23 protein-coding genes are annotated in these 20,931 nt (G+C 39.6%); 15 read left to right on the top strand and 8 right to left on the bottom strand.

Annotated features, from left to right (window positions below):
* Positions 1-73: 73 nt before the first annotated feature.
* Positions 74-1,528, top strand: a complete 1,455-nt coding sequence (gene gnd / locus HMPREF2644_RS08945) for a decarboxylating NADP(+)-dependent phosphogluconate dehydrogenase (RefSeq protein WP_042593290.1) — start codon at positions 74-76, stop codon at positions 1,526-1,528.
* A 125-nt stretch (positions 1,529-1,653) separates the two neighbouring features.
* On the opposite strand, the gene HMPREF2644_RS08940 is transcribed toward gnd, so the two are convergent.
* A complete protein-coding gene (locus HMPREF2644_RS08940; RefSeq protein ID WP_042593291.1) occupies positions 1,654-2,277 on the bottom strand; it encodes a glucose-6-phosphate 1-dehydrogenase family protein in 624 nt (207 codons plus the stop codon).
* A 9-nt stretch (positions 2,278-2,286) separates the two neighbouring features.
* On the bottom strand, positions 2,287-3,114 hold the full coding sequence (apaH, locus tag HMPREF2644_RS08935; RefSeq protein WP_048950238.1) for a bis(5'-nucleosyl)-tetraphosphatase (symmetrical) ApaH: 828 nt from the start codon (positions 3,112-3,114) through the stop codon (positions 2,287-2,289).
* Positions 3,115-3,232: 118 nt separating this feature from the next.
* Here apaH and HMPREF2644_RS08930 point away from each other — a divergent pair, with 118 nt between their 5' ends.
* Entirely contained in the window at positions 3,233-4,081 is an 849-nt protein-coding gene (locus HMPREF2644_RS08930) for a glycosyltransferase family 25 protein (protein WP_070828401.1), read from the top strand.
* Positions 4,082-4,119: 38 nt separating this feature from the next.
* On the opposite strand, the gene rsmA is transcribed toward HMPREF2644_RS08930, so the two are convergent.
* Entirely contained in the window at positions 4,120-4,983 is an 864-nt protein-coding gene (rsmA, locus tag HMPREF2644_RS08925) for a 16S rRNA (adenine(1518)-N(6)/adenine(1519)-N(6))-dimethyltransferase RsmA (protein WP_044364711.1), read from the bottom strand.
* A 205-nt stretch (positions 4,984-5,188) separates the two neighbouring features.
* On the opposite strand from rsmA, the gene infA reads away from it, so the two are divergent.
* The 5 genes from infA (at position 5,189) to rplI (ending at position 7,003) form a co-directional block, all read left to right on the top strand.
* Positions 5,189-5,407 (top strand): translation initiation factor IF-1, encoded by a 219-nt coding sequence (gene infA / locus HMPREF2644_RS08920; RefSeq protein WP_005627617.1) that lies wholly within the window; start codon positions 5,189-5,191, stop codon positions 5,405-5,407.
* Positions 5,408-5,606: 199 nt separating this feature from the next.
* Entirely contained in the window at positions 5,607-5,984 is a 378-nt protein-coding gene (rpsF, locus tag HMPREF2644_RS08915; RefSeq protein WP_005627620.1) for a 30S ribosomal protein S6, read from the top strand.
* Complete coding sequence (priB, locus tag HMPREF2644_RS08910) at positions 5,971-6,297, top strand: primosomal replication protein N (protein ID WP_005639404.1); 327 nt, start codon at positions 5,971-5,973, stop codon at positions 6,295-6,297. Before rpsF ends, priB begins: the two co-directional genes overlap by 14 nt.
* Before the next feature lie 12 nt (positions 6,298-6,309).
* Positions 6,310-6,537 carry a 30S ribosomal protein S18 gene (rpsR, locus tag HMPREF2644_RS08905; protein ID WP_005598105.1) on the top strand — a complete coding sequence of 76 codons (228 nt, stop codon included), beginning with the start codon at positions 6,310-6,312 and terminating at the stop codon, positions 6,535-6,537.
* 16 nt (positions 6,538-6,553) lie between these two features.
* Positions 6,554-7,003 (top strand): 50S ribosomal protein L9, encoded by a 450-nt coding sequence (gene rplI / locus HMPREF2644_RS08900; RefSeq protein WP_005669433.1) that lies wholly within the window; start codon positions 6,554-6,556, stop codon positions 7,001-7,003.
* Positions 7,004-7,177: 174 nt separating this feature from the next.
* Here rplI and groL read toward each other — a convergent pair whose 3' ends face one another.
* Positions 7,178-8,824, bottom strand: a complete 1,647-nt coding sequence (gene groL / locus HMPREF2644_RS08895) for a chaperonin GroEL (RefSeq protein ID WP_044364717.1) — start codon at positions 8,822-8,824, stop codon at positions 7,178-7,180.
* A gap of 22 nt (positions 8,825-8,846) precedes the next feature.
* Positions 8,847-9,137 carry a co-chaperone GroES gene (locus HMPREF2644_RS08890; RefSeq protein WP_005717461.1) on the bottom strand — a complete coding sequence of 97 codons (291 nt, stop codon included), beginning with the start codon at positions 9,135-9,137 and terminating at the stop codon, positions 8,847-8,849.
* 162 nt (positions 9,138-9,299) lie between these two features.
* Here HMPREF2644_RS08890 and ureA point away from each other — a divergent pair, with 162 nt between their 5' ends.
* The 8 genes from ureA to aspA all read left to right on the top strand — a co-directional run bounded on the left by ureA (position 9,300) and on the right by aspA (position 16,335).
* Positions 9,300-9,602, top strand: coding sequence for an urease subunit gamma (gene ureA, locus HMPREF2644_RS08885; protein ID WP_005651922.1), 303 nt, complete (start codon positions 9,300-9,302; stop codon positions 9,600-9,602).
* A gap of 76 nt (positions 9,603-9,678) precedes the next feature.
* A complete protein-coding gene (gene ureB, locus HMPREF2644_RS08880; RefSeq protein WP_070828400.1) occupies positions 9,679-9,984 on the top strand; it encodes an urease subunit beta in 306 nt (101 codons plus the stop codon).
* An 11-nt stretch (positions 9,985-9,995) separates the two neighbouring features.
* On the top strand, positions 9,996-11,714 hold the full coding sequence (gene ureC, locus HMPREF2644_RS08875) for an urease subunit alpha (RefSeq protein ID WP_070828399.1): 1,719 nt from the start codon (positions 9,996-9,998) through the stop codon (positions 11,712-11,714).
* Positions 11,715-11,841: 127 nt separating this feature from the next.
* Positions 11,842-12,399: an urease accessory protein UreE gene (gene ureE, locus HMPREF2644_RS08870; protein WP_005688622.1), complete on the top strand. Its 558-nt coding sequence runs from the start codon at positions 11,842-11,844 to the stop codon at positions 12,397-12,399.
* Positions 12,384-13,091, top strand: a complete 708-nt coding sequence (locus HMPREF2644_RS08865) for an urease accessory protein UreF (RefSeq protein WP_005688623.1) — start codon at positions 12,384-12,386, stop codon at positions 13,089-13,091. The genes ureE and HMPREF2644_RS08865 overlap by 16 nt, the downstream gene beginning before the upstream one ends.
* 102 nt (positions 13,092-13,193) lie before the next feature.
* On the top strand, positions 13,194-13,871 hold the full coding sequence (gene ureG, locus HMPREF2644_RS08860; RefSeq protein WP_011272103.1) for an urease accessory protein UreG: 678 nt from the start codon (positions 13,194-13,196) through the stop codon (positions 13,869-13,871).
* 74 nt (positions 13,872-13,945) lie between these two features.
* Complete coding sequence (locus HMPREF2644_RS08855; RefSeq protein WP_005660991.1) at positions 13,946-14,761, top strand: urease accessory protein UreD; 816 nt, start codon at positions 13,946-13,948, stop codon at positions 14,759-14,761.
* Between the two features lie 155 nt (positions 14,762-14,916).
* A complete protein-coding gene (gene aspA, locus HMPREF2644_RS08850) occupies positions 14,917-16,335 on the top strand; it encodes an aspartate ammonia-lyase (RefSeq protein ID WP_005687030.1) in 1,419 nt (472 codons plus the stop codon).
* A 303-nt stretch (positions 16,336-16,638) separates the two neighbouring features.
* Here aspA and rpoD read toward each other — a convergent pair whose 3' ends face one another.
* The 3 genes from rpoD to rpsU form a co-directional block, all read right to left on the bottom strand.
* Positions 16,639-18,528, bottom strand: a complete 1,890-nt coding sequence (gene rpoD, locus HMPREF2644_RS08845) for an RNA polymerase sigma factor RpoD (protein WP_005666402.1) — start codon at positions 18,526-18,528, stop codon at positions 16,639-16,641.
* A gap of 69 nt (positions 18,529-18,597) precedes the next feature.
* Positions 18,598-20,379, bottom strand: coding sequence for a DNA primase (gene dnaG / locus HMPREF2644_RS08840; protein WP_005660997.1), 1,782 nt, complete (start codon positions 20,377-20,379; stop codon positions 18,598-18,600).
* A 133-nt stretch (positions 20,380-20,512) separates the two neighbouring features.
* The gene (rpsU, locus tag HMPREF2644_RS08835) at positions 20,513-20,728 is read right to left on the bottom strand and encodes a 30S ribosomal protein S21 (RefSeq protein ID WP_005627632.1); all 216 of its coding nucleotides are present in this window, start codon (positions 20,726-20,728) and stop codon (positions 20,513-20,515) included.
* Positions 20,729-20,931 lie beyond the last annotated feature (203 nt).

The following is a 20,931-nucleotide window of genomic DNA, read 5'->3' as shown; positions in this document are numbered from 1 at the left end:
GACAAACATGTAGGGGCTAATTATATTAGCCCCCATCATAAACAAAGATTCAGTAATCCAACAGGAGAAAACAATGTCAGTAAAAGGCGACATCGGTGTTATCGGCTTAGCCGTAATGGGGCAAAACCTCATTTTAAATATGAATGATCATGGCTTTAAAGTTGTGGCGTATAATCGTACCACCTCAAAAGTGGATGAATTTTTACAAGGTGCAGCAAAAGGCACGAATATTATCGGTGCATACTCTTTAGAAGATTTAACCGCTAAATTAGAAAAACCACGTAAAGTGATGTTAATGGTGCGCGCAGGCGATGTGGTGGATCAATTTATTGACGCATTATTACCACATTTAGAAGAAGGCGACATCATTATTGATGGCGGTAACTCAAACTATCCAGATACGAACCGTCGAGTGAAAGCCTTGGCGGAGAAAGGTATTCGCTTTATCGGTTCGGGTGTGTCTGGTGGCGAAGAAGGGGCGCGTCACGGGCCTTCAATTATGCCGGGCGGTAATCAAGAAGCGTGGCAGTATGTGAAACCTATTTTCCAAGCAATCTCAGCTAAAACAGAACAAGGCGAACCTTGTTGTGACTGGGTCGGCGGCGAAGGTGCTGGTCATTTTGTGAAAATGGTTCACAATGGTATTGAATATGGCGATATGCAGTTAATTTGCGAAGCATACCAATTCTTAAAAGAAGGTTTAGGCTTAAGCTATGAAGAAATGCAAGCCATCTTCGCAGAATGGAAAAATACTGAACTTGATAGCTATTTAATCGATATCACCACTGACATTCTTGGCTATAAAGATGCAAGTGGAGAACCTTTAGTCGAAAAAATCTTGGATACTGCGGGTCAAAAAGGGACAGGTAAATGGACAGGTATCAATGCGTTAGATTTTGGTATTCCATTAACTTTAATCACTGAATCCGTTTTTGCACGCTGCGTGTCTTCCTTTAAAGATCAACGTGTTGCGGCTAATCAATTATTCGGCAAAACTATTACACCAGTTGAAGGCGACAAAAAAGTATGGATTGAAGCGGTACGTAAGGCATTATTAGCGTCAAAAATTATTTCTTACGCACAAGGCTTTATGCTGATTCGTGAAGCCTCTGAACAATTTGGTTGGGATATTAACTATGGTGCAACTGCGTTGTTATGGCGTGAAGGTTGTATCATTCGTAGCCGTTTCTTAGGTAATATTCGCGATGCTTATGAAGCAAATCCAAATCTTGTTTTCTTAGGTTCAGATAGCTACTTCAAAGGCATTTTAGAAAACGCATTAAGTGACTGGCGTAAAGTGGTGGCAAAATCTATCGAAGTGGGTATCCCAATGCCTTGTATGGCGTCTGCGATTACTTTCTTAGATGGCTATACTTCAGCACGTTTACCAGCAAACTTATTGCAAGCACAACGCGACTACTTCGGTGCTCATACTTATGAACGCACAGATAAACCTCGTGGCGAGTTTTTCCACACCAACTGGACTGGTCGTGGCGGTAATACAGCATCAACTACTTATGATGTGTAGTTAAAAACATCAATAAGAATTACCGCACTTTAAACTATTGCTATAAATTTGGATAGTTTATTAATTTGCTGAAATATTGGGCTCTGCATAATGTAGAGCTCAATTATTTATACTAAGGGTATACTTTATTGATGGCAGCGATCGTAAAGCGGTTGTAATTGTTGAATGGTGTGTGTAATAAATAAAACGGGATCTATTTGATTTAATTCGGCTTTTTCAATACTTTTCCCAATGCACCAAAAATCCTCATCTGAACGTAAGATCAGATTTTTTTCAGAAATGACCTTCACTTGGCGAAAATCATCATATTCACTTTCATCCTCTCGCCAAATCTCAAAATCAGCAAATTTTTTGGAATCAAATTGATCAAGCCACTGATTATATTGTTGCACATTAATTTGTGAGCGATCTGCACGATAGCAATGCCAATCTAAACACACTCTTAGTCGGCGACGATTTAATAGCACAGAAAAGATTGCGGCAGAATTTTGGTTAAACTCGTATTTAAAATAAGCGAAGAAATGAGCCCGCACTTGCCAACCATTGCTCCAGCTTTCAATATGCGGTTTCGCAAAAGGCGTACCGAGTTGTGCTGAAACAGATTGAATTATCGCTTTCCAATTATCCCAATGTAATTTGTAATCCGCTTTAATCGCTGGAATATCTTCTGGGCAGAATTTTTTCATTTGGGCGAATTGGTAGAAAGGAATGTTGAACAGTTCGCAAGATTCAGTCGTAAGCGAGAGCATAGTGTTTCCTTAAAAATCACTGTAATTTTTGACCGCACTTTGTGTGAAGAGCTGTTTGTCTTCCCAACGCAACATAGTCATTCGATTATTCCACACACAACCCGTATCTAAGGCATAAATACCTTTTGGAGTAGGCTCATCGACTAAACTTGCCCAATGTCCAAAGACAATGGGAATCTGTTTATAAAGTGGATTATCTAAATTAAACCAAGGCGTGAGCTCCGCTGGCGCATCTTTTAAAGGGGATTTACAGGCAAAATCAAAGCGATGATCCAAATAGCAAAAACGCATTCGAGTGAAAGCATTAATAATGTAACGATGACGCACTAAGCCCTGTAAATCAGGCGACCAGCGATCAGGCTGTTCAGAATACATATTTTCAATAAGATAATGAAAATCGCCGTACTGTAAAATTTGTTCAACTTCAGCCGCACAAGATTTCGCAGTTTCCAAATCCCAATCAGGCGAAATACCGGCATGTGCCATCAGGAAGTTTAACTCTTCACTATGGACAAGTAATGGCTGATGACGTAACCAATGAATCAGCTCATCAAAATCGGGCGCATTAAAAATGGCATCAACACGATCATGCGGTTTCACTTTTTTAATGTCCAGTGCGGTCGCAATTAAATGTAAATCGTGATTCCCTAGTACGGTTTGCGCTGCATTACCAAGTGATTTTACAAAACGAAGACATTCAAGTGATTTATCCCCACGCGCCACAAGATCCCCCACAAGATAAAGTTTATCTTGCGTAGGATTGAAATCTACACGTTCTAATAAAAGCTGTAATTCATCATAACAGCCTTGCAAATCACCGACAAAATAGGTTGCCATTTTTGACCGCTCTTTTATAAATAAATTTTGAGAATTTTAACACAGACTTTTATTGTTGATTTATTCTTTTTGTATAGTAGAATGCAAAAAACTTAGTTATTTCCATTTTTATTTAAATATGAGTATTATTGAAAATATTGTCATTAGTATGGAAAATGCAACTGAACGTCGCAAACATATTACTGAGCAATTTGAATCAAAAAAACTTTCATTTAGTTTTTTTAATGCGTACACTTATCAATCAATCAATCAATCAATCAATCAATCAAACTCCATATTACATAATATAGAGGAATCTAGAATACTTACTAAAGGAGAAAAAGGCTGTTTAATTAGCCATTTCTTATTATGGAATAAGTGTGTGAATGAAAATTTGGAATATCTCAAAATTTTTGAAGATGATGTAATTCTTGGCGAGAATGCGGAAGTGTTTTTGGCACAAGATGAATGGTTAAAAACACGTTTTGATTTTAATGATATTTTTATTATTCGTTTAGAAACTTTTTTACGGCCAGTTAAACTTGAGAAACAAACTAAAATTCCACCTTTTAATTCTAGGAACTTTGATATTTTAAAATCAACTCACTGGGGGACGGCAGGTTATATTATTTCTCAAGGTGCGGCTAAATATGTAATTGAATATTTAAAGAATATTCCTTCTGATGAAATTGTTGCAGTTGATGAACTTATTTTTAATAAATTAGTTGATGTTGATAATTATATTGTCTATCAACTTAATCCAGCAATTTGTATTCAAGAACTCCAAGCGAATCAAAGTAAAAGTGTATTAACAAGCGGATTGGAAAAAGAACGACAAAAACGTCCAAAAATCCGTAAGAAAAAGACATTGAAACAGCGTTTAACTCGAATAAAAGAAAATATTATACGAGCTTTAAATAGAAAAAAATGGAAAGAACAACAACGTATTAAAGAAATGCAAGGTAAAGAAATTGTTCGTTTTATGTAGAAAGCCAAGGTGTAACAAGGGTTACACCTTTATTATTTTTACTCTTCTGAATCTAAGATTTCATCTTTATTGATATCGGCTGGTGGATTATCCGCCAACCAGTTCGCTAAACGTGCATAATCTGCGATAGCCAAATTTTCTGCACGTGCATTTAAATCAATACCAAGTGCGGTCAGATTTTCAGGTGAAAATAGCGTTGAGAGCGCATTGCGTAATGTTTTACGACGTTGATTAAACGCTTGGGAGCAAACACGGTTCAACCAATATAAATCTTTTACAGGGTGCGGCAATTCCTTATGCGGAATTAAACGCACAACGGCTGAATCTACTTTCGGTGCAGGTTTAAATGCAGAAGGCGGTACTTCAAGCACAGGCATCACTTGGCAGAAATATTGCGCCATAATCGTTAAACGACCATAAGCTTTGCTATTTGGTGCGGCACATAGGCGTTTTACCACTTCTTTTTGCAGCATAAAGTGCATATCTTGAATCACATCATGATATTTAAACAAGTGGAACATCAATGGCGTAGAAATGTTGTAAGGTAAGTTACCAAACACACGTAATTTTTGCTCTTTTTCTGCTAAATTTTCTTTTGTGTAAAGCGCACCAAAATCAAATTGCATCGCATCCGTTTCAATAACAGTGAGTTTTTGATGTAAAAATGGATGGTGACGTAAACGTTCTGCAAGGTCTCGGTCAAGCTCTACCACAGTCAGATGATCGACTAGTTCACCAACTGGCTCTGTTAATGCGCCAAGCCCTGGGCCAATTTCCACTAAGAATTGATTAGGTTGTGGGTAAATCGCCGCCACGATACCTTGAATGACAGAAGTATCATGTAAAAAGTTTTGACCAAAGCGTTTACGCGCCGTATGACCTAAGTGTTTTTTTGAATTCATAAGTACTATTTAATAAGAAAAGTGCGGTTATTATAGGGGTTGTTTTAGCTTTGTAAATCATTGTTAGGTTATGCCAAATTGAGTTTTTCATGAACAATATTATTTTTTCTTTCGTAGAAAGCTAAAAACGGCTATAATCCGCCCGTTTTTCTTAACTTTTCCGCCTAAAGTGCGGATAAAAAATCGATTATTTTTAGAGGATACAATGGCGAAAGAAGATTGCATTGAGATGCAAGGCACAATTTTAGAGACTTTACCGAATACTATGTTCCGCGTGGAGTTGGAAAACGGTCACGTGGTTACTGCGCATATTTCAGGAAAAATGCGTAAAAACTATATCCGTATTTTGACTGGGGATAAAGTGACTGTAGAAATGACCCCTTATGATTTAAGTAAAGGTCGTATTATTTTCCGTAGTCGTTAATTACAGAAGATTTGAGATAGGCCGATATTGTTATAATATCGGTCTTCTTTTTTTGCTCAAAAAGAACTCAAATTGGTTGCGGAACGTAAAAAAATCAGTATAATCCGCAACCCTTAGCCACATTGAATTTTTCGTTCCTTGCCTTTGCAGATTGGTGGCTGATCTACGTCAAAGGCTGATTAACCCGTAAGGAGCAGTAATGCGTCACTACGAAATCGTGTTTATGGTTCATCCGGACCAAAGCGAGCAAGTACCAGGTATGATCGAACGTTACACCGGTTCTGTAAAAGAAGCTGGTGGTCAAGTTCATCGCCTAGAAGATTGGGGTCGTCGCCAATTAGCGTACCCAATTAATAAATTACACAAAGCACATTATGTGCTTATGAATGTAGAAGCGCCTCAACAAGTCATCGACGAGCTAGAAACGACTTTCCGTTATAACGATGCTGTATTACGCAGTCTTGTTATCCATACTAAGCACGCCGTAACAGAAGCGTCCCCAATGAAAGCGGCTAAAGAAGAACGTAAACCTTTAGCTGAAGTTGAAAACAACGATTTTGAGGATGCTGAAGAGTAATTTGAAAATTGATAATCGTTTTTCGGTTATGGGAGTCGTTTCTCAGTTACCAAAGCGATTAAAAAGCCCTAGTGGAATTGAGCATTGCAAGTTTTTGTTAGAACATCGTTCTGATCAGATTGAAAGTGGTTTCACTCGTCAAGCGTGGTTAAAAATGCCAGTTCAAATTAGTGGTAATCAATTGATAGAAAAAACTCAAAGCATTACGGTCGGTAGTAAAATTTTGGTGGTGGGATTTATTACATCACATAAAACCCAAAGTGGGTTATGCCAATTAGTTTTACATGCCGAGCAAATCGAATTTATAGATTAGGAGACTAGCCAAATGGCACGTTATTTCCGTCGTCGTAAGTTCTGCCGTTTCACAGCGGAAAATGTTGTTGAAATCGATTACAAAGATATCGCTACATTAAAGAACTATATTTCAGAAAGCGGCAAAATTGTACCTAGCCGTATTACCGGTACTCGTGCGAAGTACCAACGTCAATTAGCTCGTGCAATCAAACGCGCTCGCTATTTAGCGTTACTTCCATACACTGACAATCATCAGTAATTAAGGAGACACGGTAATGCAAGTAATTCTTTTAGATAAAATTGTTCACTTAGGTCAAGTGGGCGATCAAGTAAATGTTAAATCAGGTTTTGCACGTAACTTCTTAATCCCACAAGGTAAAGCAGTTATGGCAACTAAAGCTAACATTGAACACTTTGAAGCACGTCGTGCAGAATTAGAAGCGACAGCGGCAGCAAATCTTGCAGCAGCTCAAGCTCGTGCAGCAGAAGTTACTGCATTAGGTTCTGTGACTATCGCATCTAAAGCAGGTGATGAAGGTCGTTTATTCGGCGCAATCACTACTCGTGATGTGGCAGAGGCAGTAACTGCAGCAGGCGTTAAAATTGCGAAAAGTGAAGTTCGTTTACCAAACGGTCCAATCCGTACTCTTGGTGACCACGATGTTCGTTTCCAACTTCACGGTGAAGTATTTGCAACATTAGATGTAATCGTTGTTGCAGAATAATTTATCCAATAGATAAAATAAAACCCAGTTTAAAAACTGGGTTTTTTTATTTTTATCATATATAAATTTAGAATAGGGTAATAAAAAATATCCCCTATTTTAGTAGATTTGAGCCCTAAGTCATATAGAGCTCAAATTTTCTGTTGGGATAGATTTTTTACTCGTATAAGCGAATTACATCATTCCGCCCATTCCACCCATACCGCCCATTCCAGCAGCACCTAAATCGGCTTTATCATCTTTTGGAAGATCAGTTACCATACATTCAGTGGTAATCATTAAGCCTGCTACGGATGCCGCGAATTGTAATGCAGAGCGAGTTACTTTAGTTGGATCTAAGATACCCATTTCGATCATATCGCCGTATTGTTCTGTACCTGCGTTATAACCAAAGTTTCCTTCTCCATTTTTAACCGCACTTGCCACAACAGATGCTTCTTCGCCTGAGTTAGTGACGATTTGACGTAAAGGTGCTTCCATCGCACGTAATGCAAGTTTGATACCCACATTTTGTTCTTCGTTGTCACCTTTTAGGCTTGCTGCAACTTTCGCTGCTGCGCGAACTAATGCAACGCCACCACCGGCAACGATACCTTCTTCAACCGCAGCACGAGTTGCATGTAATGCGTCATCTACACGGTCTTTTTTCTCTTTCATTTCAACTTCAGTTGCTGCGCCCACTTTGATTACAGCCACGCCGCCAGCTAATTTAGCAACGCGTTCTTGGAGTTTTTCTTTGTCGTAGTCAGAAGTTGATTCTTCGATTTGCTGACGAATTTGAGCCACACGACCTTTGATTTGTGCTTCATCGCCGATACCATCAATAATGGTTGTGTTATCTTTATTGATAACAACGCGTTTTGCTTGACCTAAATCTTCCAATGTTGCTTTTTCAAGCTCCATACCAATTTCTTCAGAAATCACAGTACCCGCTGTTAAAATTGCAATATCTTGTAACATCGCTTTACGACGATCACCAAAACCTGGTGCTTTCACTGCTGCAACTTTCACGATACCGCGCATAGTGTTTACTACTAAGGTTGCAAGCGCTTCGCCTTCCACATCTTCAGCGATGATTAATAACGGTTTACCTGCTTTCGCTACACCTTCTAACACAGGAAGTAATTCACGAATGTTAGAGATTTTTTTATCTACAAGAAGAAGATATGGATTATCTAATTCAACCGTTGCAGTTTCTGGTTTGTTGATGAAATATGGAGAAAGGTAACCACGGTCGAATTGCATGCCTTCAACCACATCTAATTCATCTTCAAGACCCGTACCATCTTCAACAGTAATTACCCCTTCCTTGCCCACTTTTTCCATCGCTTGTGAGATTAATTGACCCACAATGCTGTCAGAGTTTGCAGAAATGGTACCTACTTGTTCAATTTCTTTTGCTGTTTCACAAGGTTTAGATAAATTTTTAAGTTCAGAAACAACCGCACTTACTGCTTTATCAATACCACGTTTTAAATCCATTGGATTCATACCTGCAGCTACTGCTTTCAAGCCTTCATTTACGATAGCTTGCGCAAGTACAGTTGCAGTAGTTGTACCGTCACCTGCAGCATCATTTGCTTTAGATGCCACTTCTTTCACCATTTGTGCCCCCATGTTTTCGAATTTATCTTCTAATTCGATTTCACGAGCAACAGACACACCATCTTTAGTGATAGTTGGTGCGCCAAATGATTTATCTAAAATTACATTACGACCTTTCGGGCCAAGGGTTACTTTTACTGCATCCGCTAATACATTCACGCCTTTAAGCATTTTTACGCGTGCATCGTTACCAAATTTTACGTCTTTTGCTGCCATTTTCTTTTTTCCTTAATTTAAATTATTCCACAATCGCCAAAATATCGTTTTCAGAAATGATTAACACTTCTTCACCATCAATTTTTTCTGCTTTCACGCCGTAACCGTCGTTGAAAATTACGGTATCGCCAACTTTAACATCTAAAGGTTGAACGGTGCCATTTTCTAAAATACGACCTTTACCCACAGCTAATACTTTCGCGCGGGTTGATTTAGTCGCTGCTGAACCGGTTAATACGATACCGCCAGCTGAACGGGTTTCGACTTCTTCACGTTTAATAATTACACGATCGTGTAAAGGACGAATATTCATGATTAATTTCCTTCTTAAGAATTTGTAAGTGCGGTTTCTATATAAGGAGGATTTTTTTTCTTTCAAGGGGCTTACAAAAAATTCTGACAAAATATTTTTCCTATTTTAGATTTTTTACGTAAAATTCGCTGACTTTCGTATAATAAATTAAGGAATGAAAATATGCACTTAACTTCCAGAGAACAAGAAAAACTGATGCTTTTCCTCGCGGGCGAACTTGCGGCAAAACGCAAAGCACGCGGCGTTAAATTAAATTATCCAGAAACCATTGCTTATATTGCGAGCCATTTACAAGAGGCTGCAAGAGACGGAATGAGTGTAGCGGAAGTGATGCAATATGGCGCAACACTTTTAACTGTTGATGATGTCATGGAAGGTGTGGCAGAAATGGTTCATGAAGTCCAGATTGAAGCTACTTTCCCCGATGGCACGAAACTTGTTACCGTGCATAATCCAATCAGATAACCGTAGGGTGGGCTTTAGCCCACCAAAATAAAAATATTAATGGTGGGCTAAAGCCCACCCTACAAGGAACAAAGATATGATCCCAGGCGAATACCAATTAGCCGAAGGCGATATTATTGCTAATGTCGGCAGAAAAATCGTAAAAATCGAAGTAACAAATTCAGGCGACCGCCCAATTCAAGTTGGCTCTCACTACCATTTTTTTGAAACTAATAATGCTCTTAAATTTGACCGTACTTTGGCACGCGGTATGCGTTTAAATGTGCCTTCTGGTAATGCGGTGCGTTTCGAACCGGGAGAAGCCAAAACCGTTGAGTTAGTGGCTTTTGGTGGTAACCAAATTATTTACGGTTTCCATAATCAAATTGATGGCAAATTATAAAGTAGGGCAAGATGGCATTAACAATTTCAAGAGCGCAATATGTAGCAACTTATGGCCCAACCGTTGGCGACAAAGTTCGTTTAGGCGATACCAATTTATGGGCAACTATTGAGCAAGATCTATTGACCAAAGGCGACGAGTGTAAATTTGGTGGCGGTAAAAGTGTGCGTGATGGCATGGCACAAAGCGGCACCGCAACTCGCGATAATCCAAATGTATTGGATTTTGTGATCACTAACGTGATGATTATTGATGCGAGATTAGGCATTATCAAAGCCGATATTGGTATTCGTGATGGTCGCATTGTGGGCATCGGTCAAGCTGGTAACCCTGACACCATGGATAATGTCACGCCAAATATGATTATCGGTGCAAGCACGGAAGTGCATAACGGTGCACATTTAATTGCGACCGCTGGCGGTATTGATACCCACATTCACTTTATTTGTCCGCAACAAGCACAACATGCGATTGAAAGTGGCGTTACCACGTTAATTGGCGGTGGGACTGGCCCTGCTGATGGTACGCACGCAACCACTTGTACCCCTGGCGCATGGTATATGGAACGTATGTTTCAAGCGGCAGAAGCCTTGCCTGTAAACGTCGGATTTTTTGGTAAAGGCAACTGTTCAACCCTAGATCCTCTGCGTGAGCAAATTGAAGCGGGTGCATTAGGTTTAAAAATCCACGAAGACTGGGGTGCAACGCCTGCCGTGATTGATTCTGCCTTAAAAGTAGCAGATGAAATGGATATTCAAGTGGCCATTCACACAGACACGCTAAATGAAAGTGGCTTTTTGGAAGACACGATGAAAGCGATTGATGGACGTGTCATTCATACTTTCCATACGGAGGGCGCAGGTGGTGGTCATGCACCTGACATCATTAAAGCAGCGATGTATTCAAACGTATTACCTGCTTCAACCAACCCGACTCGTCCGTTTACCAAAAACACCATTGATGAACATTTGGATATGTTGATGGTTTGCCATCACTTAGATAAACGCGTGCCGGAAGACGTAGCTTTTGCCGATAGCCGTATCCGCCCTGAAACCATTGCAGCAGAAGATATTTTGCATGATATGGGCGTCTTCTCCATTATGAGTTCAGACTCTCAAGCAATGGGACGTATTGGAGAAGTCGTTATTCGTACATGGCAAACTGCAGATAAGATGAAAATGCAACGTGGTGAGCTAGGTAATGAAGGAAACGATAACTTCCGTATTAAACGCTACATTGCGAAATATACTATCAACCCAGCAATTGCACATGGTATTGCGGAGCATATTGGCTCGTTAGAAGTGGGTAAAATCGCAGATATCGTGTTATGGAAACCGATGTTCTTTGGGGTAAAACCTGAAGTCGTCATTAAAAAAGGTTTTATTAGCTACGCCAAAATGGGCGACCCAAATGCCTCAATTCCAACGCCACAACCTGTATTCTACCGTCCAATGTACGGTGCACAAGGCTTAGCAACGGCACAAACAGCGGTATTTTTTGTTTCACAAGCCGCTGAAAAAGCCGATATTCGTGAAAAATTCGGTTTACACAAAGAAACCATTGCTGTGAAAGGCTGCCGCAACGTAGGTAAAAAAGATCTGGTTCATAATGATGTAACACCAAACATTACTGTTGATGCTGAACGTTATGAAGTTCGAGTGGATGGAGAGTTAATTACCTGTGAACCAGTGGATAGCGTACCATTGGGTCAGCGATATTTCCTATTCTAAAGGACTGTTTTCATAGACGAATTAGTGTAAAAAGGCGTGTACGATACGCCTCTTACTTGATAAATAAGAAATCATTGTAGCTGTAGTTTTTCTTTCGAAGAGAAGAAAGTGGATTTATAGAGGAAAGATGAAAATAATTAACCCAATTCTCCCTATTATAGAAAATATCTTGGGAAATTTAACCGCACTTCAAGCAGAGGGCAAAATTACCACACAGCCCATTGAACGCGTGGCATTGCAGTGGTATGAAAGCGAACGCAATATTTTGCGTAAAACTACAAATACGGGGCGTGAAGTAGCATTTCGCTTGCTAAAAGAGGGGCAACGCTTGAAACACGATGATGTAGTGTTTATCAGCGATGAATTAGTGATTGCGATTGAAATTTTACCGAGTGACGTGATTGTGCTGTCGCCGAAAACCTTGCCTGAAATGGCTCGAGCTTGTTATGAAATCGGCAACAAACATTCGCCGCTTTTTTTAGATGGCGATGAAGTAACATTACCTTACGATAAGCCGATGTTTGAATGGCTGCAAGCTGCGGGATTTCATCCGCAAAAAGCAGAACGCCGTTTAAGCCAAGCGTTAAGAGCAAATTCTGCACAAGGGCATGGACATTCTCATAGCCATTCGCATGATCATCATGGCTATCATCATCACGGAGATGGACATTGGCACAAACATTAAACCGCTCTTTAACGGATTTAGGTGCGTTGTTGCACTTGGTCGATCCCACCTTGCCGATTGGTGGATTTAACCATTCCAATGGCTTGGAAACCTTCGTCCAGCAACGTGTGGTAGAAAGCAAAGCGACCCTAGAAGAATATGTGCAAACCCAGCTTTTACAAAACTGGATTTACAACGACGGGGCGTATCTTTCTCTTGCCTTCGATGCAATGTGTGAGGGGAATTTTGACCGCTTGTGCGAACTGGATTGGCAACTTTCCGCCACCAAAGTGGCACGCGAAAGTCGTGAAGGGAGTTTCAAACTCGGCGTACGATTGTTGAAAATTTTTATTCGCTATGAAACACATACGTTGCTCACAGCTTACCAGCAAGCGATTGCAGAAAAACGCGTGCAGGGCTATTTCCCGATAGTGTTTGCAATGGTTGCTCAAGCCATGGGTTTAAGCAAAGCCGATACGCTCTATGCGTTCTACTACAACGCAGCAGTCGGTGCGATCACTAACGGCGTGAAGCTAATTCCTCTCAGCCAAATGGATGGGCAAGATATTCTGTTTGACTTGCGTGGCTCGCTCGTACAAGCGGTGGAATTAAGCTTTGACCCTGACGAAGAATGGCTTGGTGCGGCAACGCTGGCGAATGATATTCGGGCTATGCAACACGAAGTGCTTTATACGCGACTTTATATGTCGTAAGTGCGGTTATTTTTTATTGAGATTTTACTTGTAGGGGCAAATCACATTTGCCCTTGAACATTCGTTGATATATAGGGGCAAATGTAACTTGCCCCTACACCCATGAGCAACACAGTTGCTACGATGATAAACAAAAGGAACATTATGCGTAACTACATTAAAATTGGCGTAGCAGGTCCTGTTGGCGCAGGCAAAACCGCGTTAATTGAAAAACTCACTCGTGAAATAGCGTCAAAATATAGCGTAGCAGTCATTACTAACGATATTTACACCCAAGAAGATGCGGAATTTTTAACGAAAAATAGTTTGCTTCCACCAGAGCGAATTATGGGCGTGGAAACGGGCGGTTGCCCGCACACAGCAATTCGTGAAGATGCCTCGATGAATTTAGAAGCCGTGGACGAAATGGTGACTCGTTTCCCTGATGTGGAAATCGTGTTCATTGAATCAGGTGGCGATAACCTTTCAGCGACTTTTAGCCCTGATTTGGCAGACGTGACAATTTTCGTGATTGACGTGGCTCAAGGGGAAAAAATCCCTCGTAAAGGTGGGCCGGGTATCACTCGTTCAGATTTACTTGTGATCAACAAAACTGATCTTGCTCCATTCGTTGGTGTTGACTTAAGCGTCATGGAACGTGATGCTCGTCGTATGCGTAACGGTCAGCCGTTTATTTTCACTAACCTGATGAAAAAAGAAAATCTGGATGGCGTGATCGGTTGGATCGAAAAATATGCGTTGTTGAAGAATGTGGAAGAACCTGCATCTTTGGTTCGTTAATCGTAGGGGCAAATTACATTTGCCCAATTATTGGTGAAATATCGGGGCTAATGTAATTAGCCCCTACAAAATCTATGAACAGCAAATTATCCCTTTCCACCAAACTTTCCTCCAGCGGTAAAACCCAGCTTGCTGAATACTTTGCGACGCCACCGTTTAAAGTGATAACGTTGCCAAGTTACGATGATGCGTGGGCGAATGGCTTGAATGCGATGCAGATGTCCTCCTCCCCTGGGGTGCTGGCGGGCGATCTGTTAGAGATTGATATTTCGTTGGCAAAATTGACCGCACTTTCTTTAAATACGCAGGCATTTACTCGGGTGCAGGCGATGAATGAAGGCGACAGTGCGATGCAAACAACCCATATTTTGCTTGCGGAAAACAGTCGTTTATTCTATTTGCCGCATCCGTTGGTGTTACATAAAGATTCCGTTTTTAAGCAGCAAACCCAGATTGAAATGGGCGAACAAAGCGAGCTGATTTACGGTGAAATCGTGGCGATTGGGCGGGTGTTGAATGATGAACGTTTTGCCTTCCGCCAGTTTTCTTCCCATTTGAAGATTTATACTTTGAAAGACGATGGCAAAAAACGACCGCTTGTCAGTGATTGTATCCAGTGGCTGCCGTCTAAAATGAATCTTACCGCTTTGAGTCAGATGGAAAATTATTCCCATCAAGGTTCGCTGACTTATCTAAATTTGGCGAAAAATAATGCGGAAATCAAACAACAGGTGCAAGCCTTGCAGCAACAAAGTACGGAAGAAAAAGATCTACTGATAGGCATATCACAACTCAATGAATATGGTTTAATGGTGCGGGTACTCGGGTGTCGTGCAGAGCAAATTCAGAAATTATTTGAGAAAATTGGTAGGCTATTGAAATCTGTGTAAGATTGATAGATAGAACATTTTTCCCTAAAAAAACTAATCCGAAAAATGAAAATATGTCTTGAGAGCATTTTTTGAAAATGTGATCTTCATCAAGTTTTTTCTTCTTGAAATTTCTATAATGACGATAAATTAACTAACCCAAAAAGGTGATTAAAATGACTCAATTTAGAAAAGAAGTAGATTTACTTGGCGAACGTGATGTGCCTGCAGAAGCATACTGGGGGATTCATACATTAAGAGCGGTAGAAAATTTCAATATTTCTAACGTAACCATTTCTGACGTGCCTGAGTTTGTACGTGGTATGGTAATGGTAAAAAAAGCAACGGCTTTAGCCAATGGCGAATTAGGTGCAATTCCAAGTGATATTGCAAAAGCGATTGTAGCAGCTTGTGATGAAATCCTTACCACTGGAAAATGCTTAGATCAATTCCCATCAGATGTATATCAAGGTGGTGCAGGTACGTCTGTCAATATGAATACTAATGAAGTGGTTGCTAATCTTGCCCTTGAAAAAATTGGTCATAAAAAAGGCGAATATAACGTGATTAATCCGATGGATCACGTTAATGCAAGCCAATCAACCAACGATGCGTATCCTACTGGTTTCCGTATTGCAGTGTATAACAGCATCTTAAAATTGATCGATAAAATTCAATATTTACACGACGGTTTTGATAATAAAGCAAAAGAGTTTGCAAATATCTTAAAAATGGGTCGTACCCAATTGCAAGATGCGGTGCCAATGACTGTTGGTCAAGAATTCAAAGCTTTCTCCGTATTACTTGAAGAAGAAGTGCGTAACTTAAAACGTACAGCAGGTTTATTACTTGAAGTAAACCTTGGTGCGACTGCAATCGGTACTGGTTTAAATACGCCACAAGGCTATACAGAATTAGTTGTAAAACACCTTGCTGAAGTGACTGGATTAGCTTGTGTACCAGCAGAAAACTTAATTGAAGCAACATCTGACTGTGGTGCTTATGTCATGGTTCACGGTGCATTAAAACGTACTGCAGTGAAACTTTCTAAAGTATGTAATGACTTGCGTTTACTTTCTTCTGGCCCACGTGCAGGTTTAAAAGAAATTAATCTTCCTGAATTACAAGCGGGTTCTTCTATTATGCCAGCAAAAGTAAACCCAGTTGTTCCAGAAGTGGTGAACCAAGTATGCTTTAAAGTAATTGGTAACGATACCACTGTGACCTTCGCATCTGAAGCAGGTCAATTACAATTAAACGTAATGGAACCCGTGATTGGTCAAGCAATGTTCGAATCTATCGACATCTTAACCAATGCTTGTGTGAACTTACGTGATAAATGTGTGGATGGCATCACTGTAAACAAAGAAATTTGTGAAAACTACGTGTTTAATTCAATCGGTATCGTGACTTACTTGAACCCATTTATTGGTCACCACAACGGCGACTTAGTGGGTAAAATCTGTGCGCAAACAGGCAAAGGCGTACGTGAAGTTGTGTTAGAAAAAGGTTTATTAACAGAAGAACAATTGGATGACATTCTTTCTGTAGAAAACTTAATGAATCCAACTTACAAAGCGAAATTAAATAAATAATTTACGCCAAATATCAAAAAAATTTACCGCACTTTAATCTGTGCCTTAAAGCTGAATAAATAAACCAGCTAATTGGGGCGCAGATTTTTTTATGATTAAAATGTTTTAAATAACCAATATTTGTTGCCATTGTTAAATGTTAATGGCTTATCTAACTAAAATAGTTGAAATTTGAATGCATATTAATGCGGTGCTTTAAGTAAAAGTAAAAGGACTAAATTCTGCGGATTATAGAATTTAGTCCTTAAACAAATGTATCTGATTTTTTAAGATTAGATCGATTTTTCTCTTTTATGTTTCTCTCTATTCATCTAAAAAACTTCTCAGTGTTTCAGAACGGCTAGGATGACGTAATTTACGTAATGCTTTTGCTTCAATTTGACGAATACGTTCGCGTGTTACATCGAATTGTTTACCCACTTCTTCAAGTGTATGGTCGGTATTCATATCAATGCCAAAACGCATACGTAATACTTTTGCTTCACGTGGCGTCAAGCCTTCTAGCACTTCGTGAGTTGCAACTTTTAAACTTTGTGCTGTGGCAGAATCAAGAGGAAGTTCTAAGGTTGAATCTTCAATAAAATCCCCTAAATGCGAATCATCGTCATCGCCAATAGGTGTTTCCATAGAAATCGGCTCTTTTGCAATTTTCAGTACTTTACGGATTTTATCTTCTGGCATTCCCATACGTTCTGCCAATTCTTCTGGTGTTGCTTCCCGTCCCATTTCTTGTAACAACTGGCGAGAAATACGATTAAGTTTATTGATTGTTTCAATCATATGCACAGGAATACGGATTGTACGCGCTTGATCCGCAATAGAGCGAGTGATTGCTTGACGAATCCACCAAGTAGCATATGTAGAGAATTTGTAGCCACGTCGATATTCAAATTTATCTACCGCTTTCATTAAACCGATATTCCCTTCTTGAATTAAATCTAAGAATTGTAAACCTCGATTTGTGTATTTTTTCGCGATGGAAATTACTAAACGCAAGTTAGCTTCAACCATTTCTTTTTTAGCTCGACGTGCTTTTTGTTCGCCTCGTGCGACTGCATCGCAGATGTCACGCATTTGAGTAATGGTAAGTTTAGTATTTTCTTCTGTTATCGCTAGATTGTTTAAGGCTTCATAAATACGATCTTCATATTTAATTAAACGTTTAGCCCAAGGTTTGCTAGATTTTAATGCTTTTGCTACCCATTCACTGTTACTGCCATTAGTGGTAATAATTTTTTCAAAATCATCCTTTGGCATTCCTGCTATATCCACTAATATTTTTTGTAGCTGACGTTCTTGGTAGCGCACACGTTTCATCATTTCTTTCATTGATAGAACGAGTAAATCAAATTGTTTTGGTACTAAACGGAATTGTTTAAAAATTTCGCCAAGTAGTGCAATTTGATCTTGGGCACGTTTTCCAGAGCGACCGTGTTTTTCAATAACAGCAAGGGTTTTAGAGTGCTGTTCTCTTAATTGCTGAAATTTTTCGCGAGCAACTTCAGGATCAATACTGTTATCAGAGTCGCTTGAATCTGATGTAGATTCTGATTCATTGTCTTCTTCATCTTCATTGTCTTCCACATCTGCATTACTAGATTCTTCTTCATCATCTTCGTCAGAAAAGTCTTCATCAAGTCCGTTGTGTTCTTCTATTTCGGCATTTGGATCAACAAAACCCGTAATTAAATCGGTCAAACGGAAATTACCTTTTTCTACATCATCATAATTTTTTAGTAATCCATTTAATGCTTCAGGATAGGCTGCGATAGAGGTTTGAACTTCATCAATCCCTCCTTCAATACGTTTTGCAATGCTAATTTCATCTTCACGAGTAAGAAGATCCACCGTTCCCATTTCGCGCATATACATGCGTACGGGATCCGTTGTTCGACCGATTTCAGATTCTACATTTGAAAGAATTTGAGTTGCTTCTTCCACTGCATCTTCATCAGGGATGGTATCACTCAACATCATATCATCGCTTTCTGGTGCTTCATCTAATACAGGGATACCTGCATCATTTTGCAATGTTTGTAGCAATTTGTCGTAATATTCTGGATCAATAGCATCTTCGGGCAATAAGTCATTGATTTCAGCAAAAGTTAAATACCCTTGTGTACGACCTAGCTCCATCAATTGCTCAATTTGTTCTGAATATTGTTCAGCCGTAGATTGTTGATTTTTTTCCATTTTTATACTCATTTTGCTTGATGTGATTGAGAAGATAAGATTTTTTATGAACTTGAGATTCTACCATTGTTATAGCGGATTCACTAACTGTTTTTTCTGCTGTTCTTTACCAGCTAAAAGATGTACAAGTACCGTTTTTTCTTCATTAGTGAGACCCTCTGTTCGTTCTTTAGCAATAAGCATTTCAATATCGCGCTCAATAGCTTGAATATTTAAGCGACGGTAATTTTGAGAAAATGCGTTGATTATGTCGGATTCGTCTAATAAATGATCCCAAGTTGCCAGTATTTCAAGGGGATTACTGTAAGATGTATTGCGGAAGTATTCCAAAATTTGCCCCGTAGTAATGCCCTCTCGTTGGCGACAAAGTGCGGTCAATTTTTCCAGAATTTCAAACCCTGCTTCTGCACGTAATGCTTGCACGCCGCTTTCAGACATACGTTTTACTAACTCAGGATTTTGCAGAAGCAATGAAATGACCATTCGCATTGGTGTCTTCTTGATCTTATTATGAGTGACTTTTTGTTGTGTATTGGCTTGTTCTAATTGTTTGGGAATAAGATTTTCCAGCTGAGTTTGATCAAAAATCCCAAGTTTTTGAGCAAGCATATTGCGTAGCGATAAGCGAAGCATTTCTCCTGGAATTTGGTGAATTAACGGCGCAGCTAGCGCAACTAATTTTCCGCGCCCTTCTTTAGTGGAAAAATCAACCTGAGGACTTAAATGTGCAAACATAAACTCGCTTAAAGATTGCGCACTTTCGATGTATTCTTCAAATTTTTCTTTGCCGTATTGACGAATGTAAGTATCAGGATCTTCTCCATCTGGCAAGAAAATAAATTTGAGTTGTCTGCCATCTTCTAAGTAAGGCAACGCATTTTCTAGTGCTCGCCAAGCAGCATCACGTCCTGCACGGTCACCATCGTAACAACAAACAACCTGTTCGGTCGAACGAAAAATAAGTTGAATTTGTTCTGATGTCGTGGACGTACCTAAAGAAGCGACCGCATAATCCACGCCAAATTGTGCTAATGCCACCACGTCCATATAACCTTCAACAACAAGTAATTGTTTGGGTTCATCGTTGGTTTGTAAGGCTTCATACAAACCATAAAGCTCCTTACCTTTATGATAAGTAATGGTTTCTGGCGAATTCAGATATTTCGGTTTTTCATCTGTTAATACACGCCCACCAAAAGCCACTGTGCGACCACGTTTATCACGAATCGGAAACATGATGCGATTTCGGAATTTATCGTAAATATTGCCACGATCATTTCGAGAAAGCATGCCTAATTCAATGAGTTTTTGTTGTTCTTCACGATTAACACCAAATTTACGCAGTACAGTATCCATTGCATTCGGCACAAACCCAATTTGGAAACGCTCAATAATTTCAGGTGAAAGCCCACGTTGTTGTAAATATTCTTGTGCTTGAGTATTTAATGGTAATTGGTTTTGATAAAACGTGGCAATCTCTTGCATTAATTCATAGAGATTTCGTTTGGTTTGGTAATTAGCTTGAGGTTTTCCGCTGTGATTAGCGCGTTTTTCGTAAGGTATTTCAAGCCCTGCCATTGCTGCAAGTTCTTCAATCGCCTCTATAAATTCAAGTTTGTCATAATCCATTAAAAAGGAAATCGCATTACCATGTGCACCACAACCAAAGCAATGATAAAACTGTTTCTTTTGGCTAACTGTGAAGGATGGTGTTTTTTCGTGATGGAAAGGGCAGCAGGCTTGATAATCGCGGCCAGCTTTTTTTAGTTTTACGCGCGTGTTAATCACATCGACAATATCGGACTTTGTCAGCAAATCATCAATAAAGGGGCGTGGAATAGAACCTTTCATTGTCGAGCCTCCGTGATCGTGGTGTGAAAGTGCGGTCGTTTTTGGCGTAGATTTTTATTGTGCTTAAAGTAACAAAACCGTGAGTCCAAAGGATTCACGGTTTGTCTTAACTCGAGTCAGAAAATACTATAAATTAGTATAAACGGGTATTGCGCGCGTTTTCGCGAGCGTTGCGTTTTGCGTGACGTTTTGCAAGTGTTGCATTTTCACGTTTACGAATTGTAGTTGGTTTTTCGTAAAATTCGCGAGCGCGTACTTCAGCTAAGATTCCCGCTTTTTCGCAAGAGCGTTTGAAACGACGTAAAGCTACGTCAAATGATTCGTTTTCACGTACTTTAATTACAGGCATAAGCCAATCACCTCAATGAGTTTAATTTAATTGCAATTTAAAATTTTATTTTTGCCAAAGCACCTGTGTGTAAATGACAAATTTAATAAAGGACGCAATTCTAATCTATTTTTAGGGAAAAAGTAAAGGATAGAATGCCAATTAACCTTAATATTTGTGGTTTCAACTGGTTAAAACCGCTTAAACAGGGTAAAATCGCACAA

This window comes from Haemophilus sp. HMSC071C11 (genome assembly GCF_001837655.1).
GTDB lineage: Bacteria > Pseudomonadota > Gammaproteobacteria > Enterobacterales > Pasteurellaceae > Haemophilus > Haemophilus influenzae.
The sequence above is the reverse complement of the archived record's forward strand: the minus strand, read 5'-3'. Positions and strand labels throughout refer to the sequence as shown.

Bases quoted from the DNA above. Each gene is read 5' to 3' on its own strand.
- gnd (WP_042593290.1), top strand. From the start codon at position 74: ATGTCAGTAAAAGGCGACATCGGTGTTATCGGCTTAGCCGTAATGGGG.
- ureE (WP_005688622.1), top strand. From the start codon at position 11,842: ATGAAAATAATTAACCCAATTCTCCCTATTATAGAAAATATCTTGGGA.
- rpsF (WP_005627620.1), top strand. From the start codon at position 5,607: ATGCGTCACTACGAAATCGTGTTTATGGTTCATCCGGACCAAAGCGAG.
- HMPREF2644_RS08890 (WP_005717461.1), bottom strand. From the start codon at position 9,137: ATGAATATTCGTCCTTTACACGATCGTGTAATTATTAAACGTGAAGAA.
- rsmA (WP_044364711.1), bottom strand. From the start codon at position 4,983: ATGAATTCAAAAAAACACTTAGGTCATACGGCGCGTAAACGCTTTGGT.
- HMPREF2644_RS08940 (WP_042593291.1), bottom strand. From the start codon at position 2,277: ATGCTCTCGCTTACGACTGAATCTTGCGAACTGTTCAACATTCCTTTC.
- ureB (WP_070828400.1), top strand. From the start codon at position 9,679: ATGATCCCAGGCGAATACCAATTAGCCGAAGGCGATATTATTGCTAAT.
- rpoD (WP_005666402.1), bottom strand. From the start codon at position 18,528: ATGGAAAAAAATCAACAATCTACGGCTGAACAATATTCAGAACAAATT.
- rpsU (WP_005627632.1), bottom strand. From the start codon at position 20,728: ATGCCTGTAATTAAAGTACGTGAAAACGAATCATTTGACGTAGCTTTA.
- dnaG (WP_005660997.1), bottom strand. From the start codon at position 20,379: ATGAAAGGTTCTATTCCACGCCCCTTTATTGATGATTTGCTGACAAAG.
- groL (WP_044364717.1), bottom strand. From the start codon at position 8,824: ATGGCAGCAAAAGACGTAAAATTTGGTAACGATGCACGCGTAAAAATG.
- ureG (WP_011272103.1), top strand. From the start codon at position 13,194: ATGAGCAACACAGTTGCTACGATGATAAACAAAAGGAACATTATGCGT.
- infA (WP_005627617.1), top strand. From the start codon at position 5,189: ATGGCGAAAGAAGATTGCATTGAGATGCAAGGCACAATTTTAGAGACT.
- ureA (WP_005651922.1), top strand. From the start codon at position 9,300: ATGCACTTAACTTCCAGAGAACAAGAAAAACTGATGCTTTTCCTCGCG.
- HMPREF2644_RS08930 (WP_070828401.1), top strand. From the start codon at position 3,233: ATGAGTATTATTGAAAATATTGTCATTAGTATGGAAAATGCAACTGAA.
- priB (WP_005639404.1), top strand. From the start codon at position 5,971: ATGCTGAAGAGTAATTTGAAAATTGATAATCGTTTTTCGGTTATGGGA.
- rpsR (WP_005598105.1), top strand. From the start codon at position 6,310: ATGGCACGTTATTTCCGTCGTCGTAAGTTCTGCCGTTTCACAGCGGAA.
- aspA (WP_005687030.1), top strand. From the start codon at position 14,917: ATGACTCAATTTAGAAAAGAAGTAGATTTACTTGGCGAACGTGATGTG.
- apaH (WP_048950238.1), bottom strand. From the start codon at position 3,114: ATGGCAACCTATTTTGTCGGTGATTTGCAAGGCTGTTATGATGAATTA.
- ureC (WP_070828399.1), top strand. From the start codon at position 9,996: ATGGCATTAACAATTTCAAGAGCGCAATATGTAGCAACTTATGGCCCA.
- HMPREF2644_RS08855 (WP_005660991.1), top strand. From the start codon at position 13,946: ATGAACAGCAAATTATCCCTTTCCACCAAACTTTCCTCCAGCGGTAAA.
- rplI (WP_005669433.1), top strand. From the start codon at position 6,554: ATGCAAGTAATTCTTTTAGATAAAATTGTTCACTTAGGTCAAGTGGGC.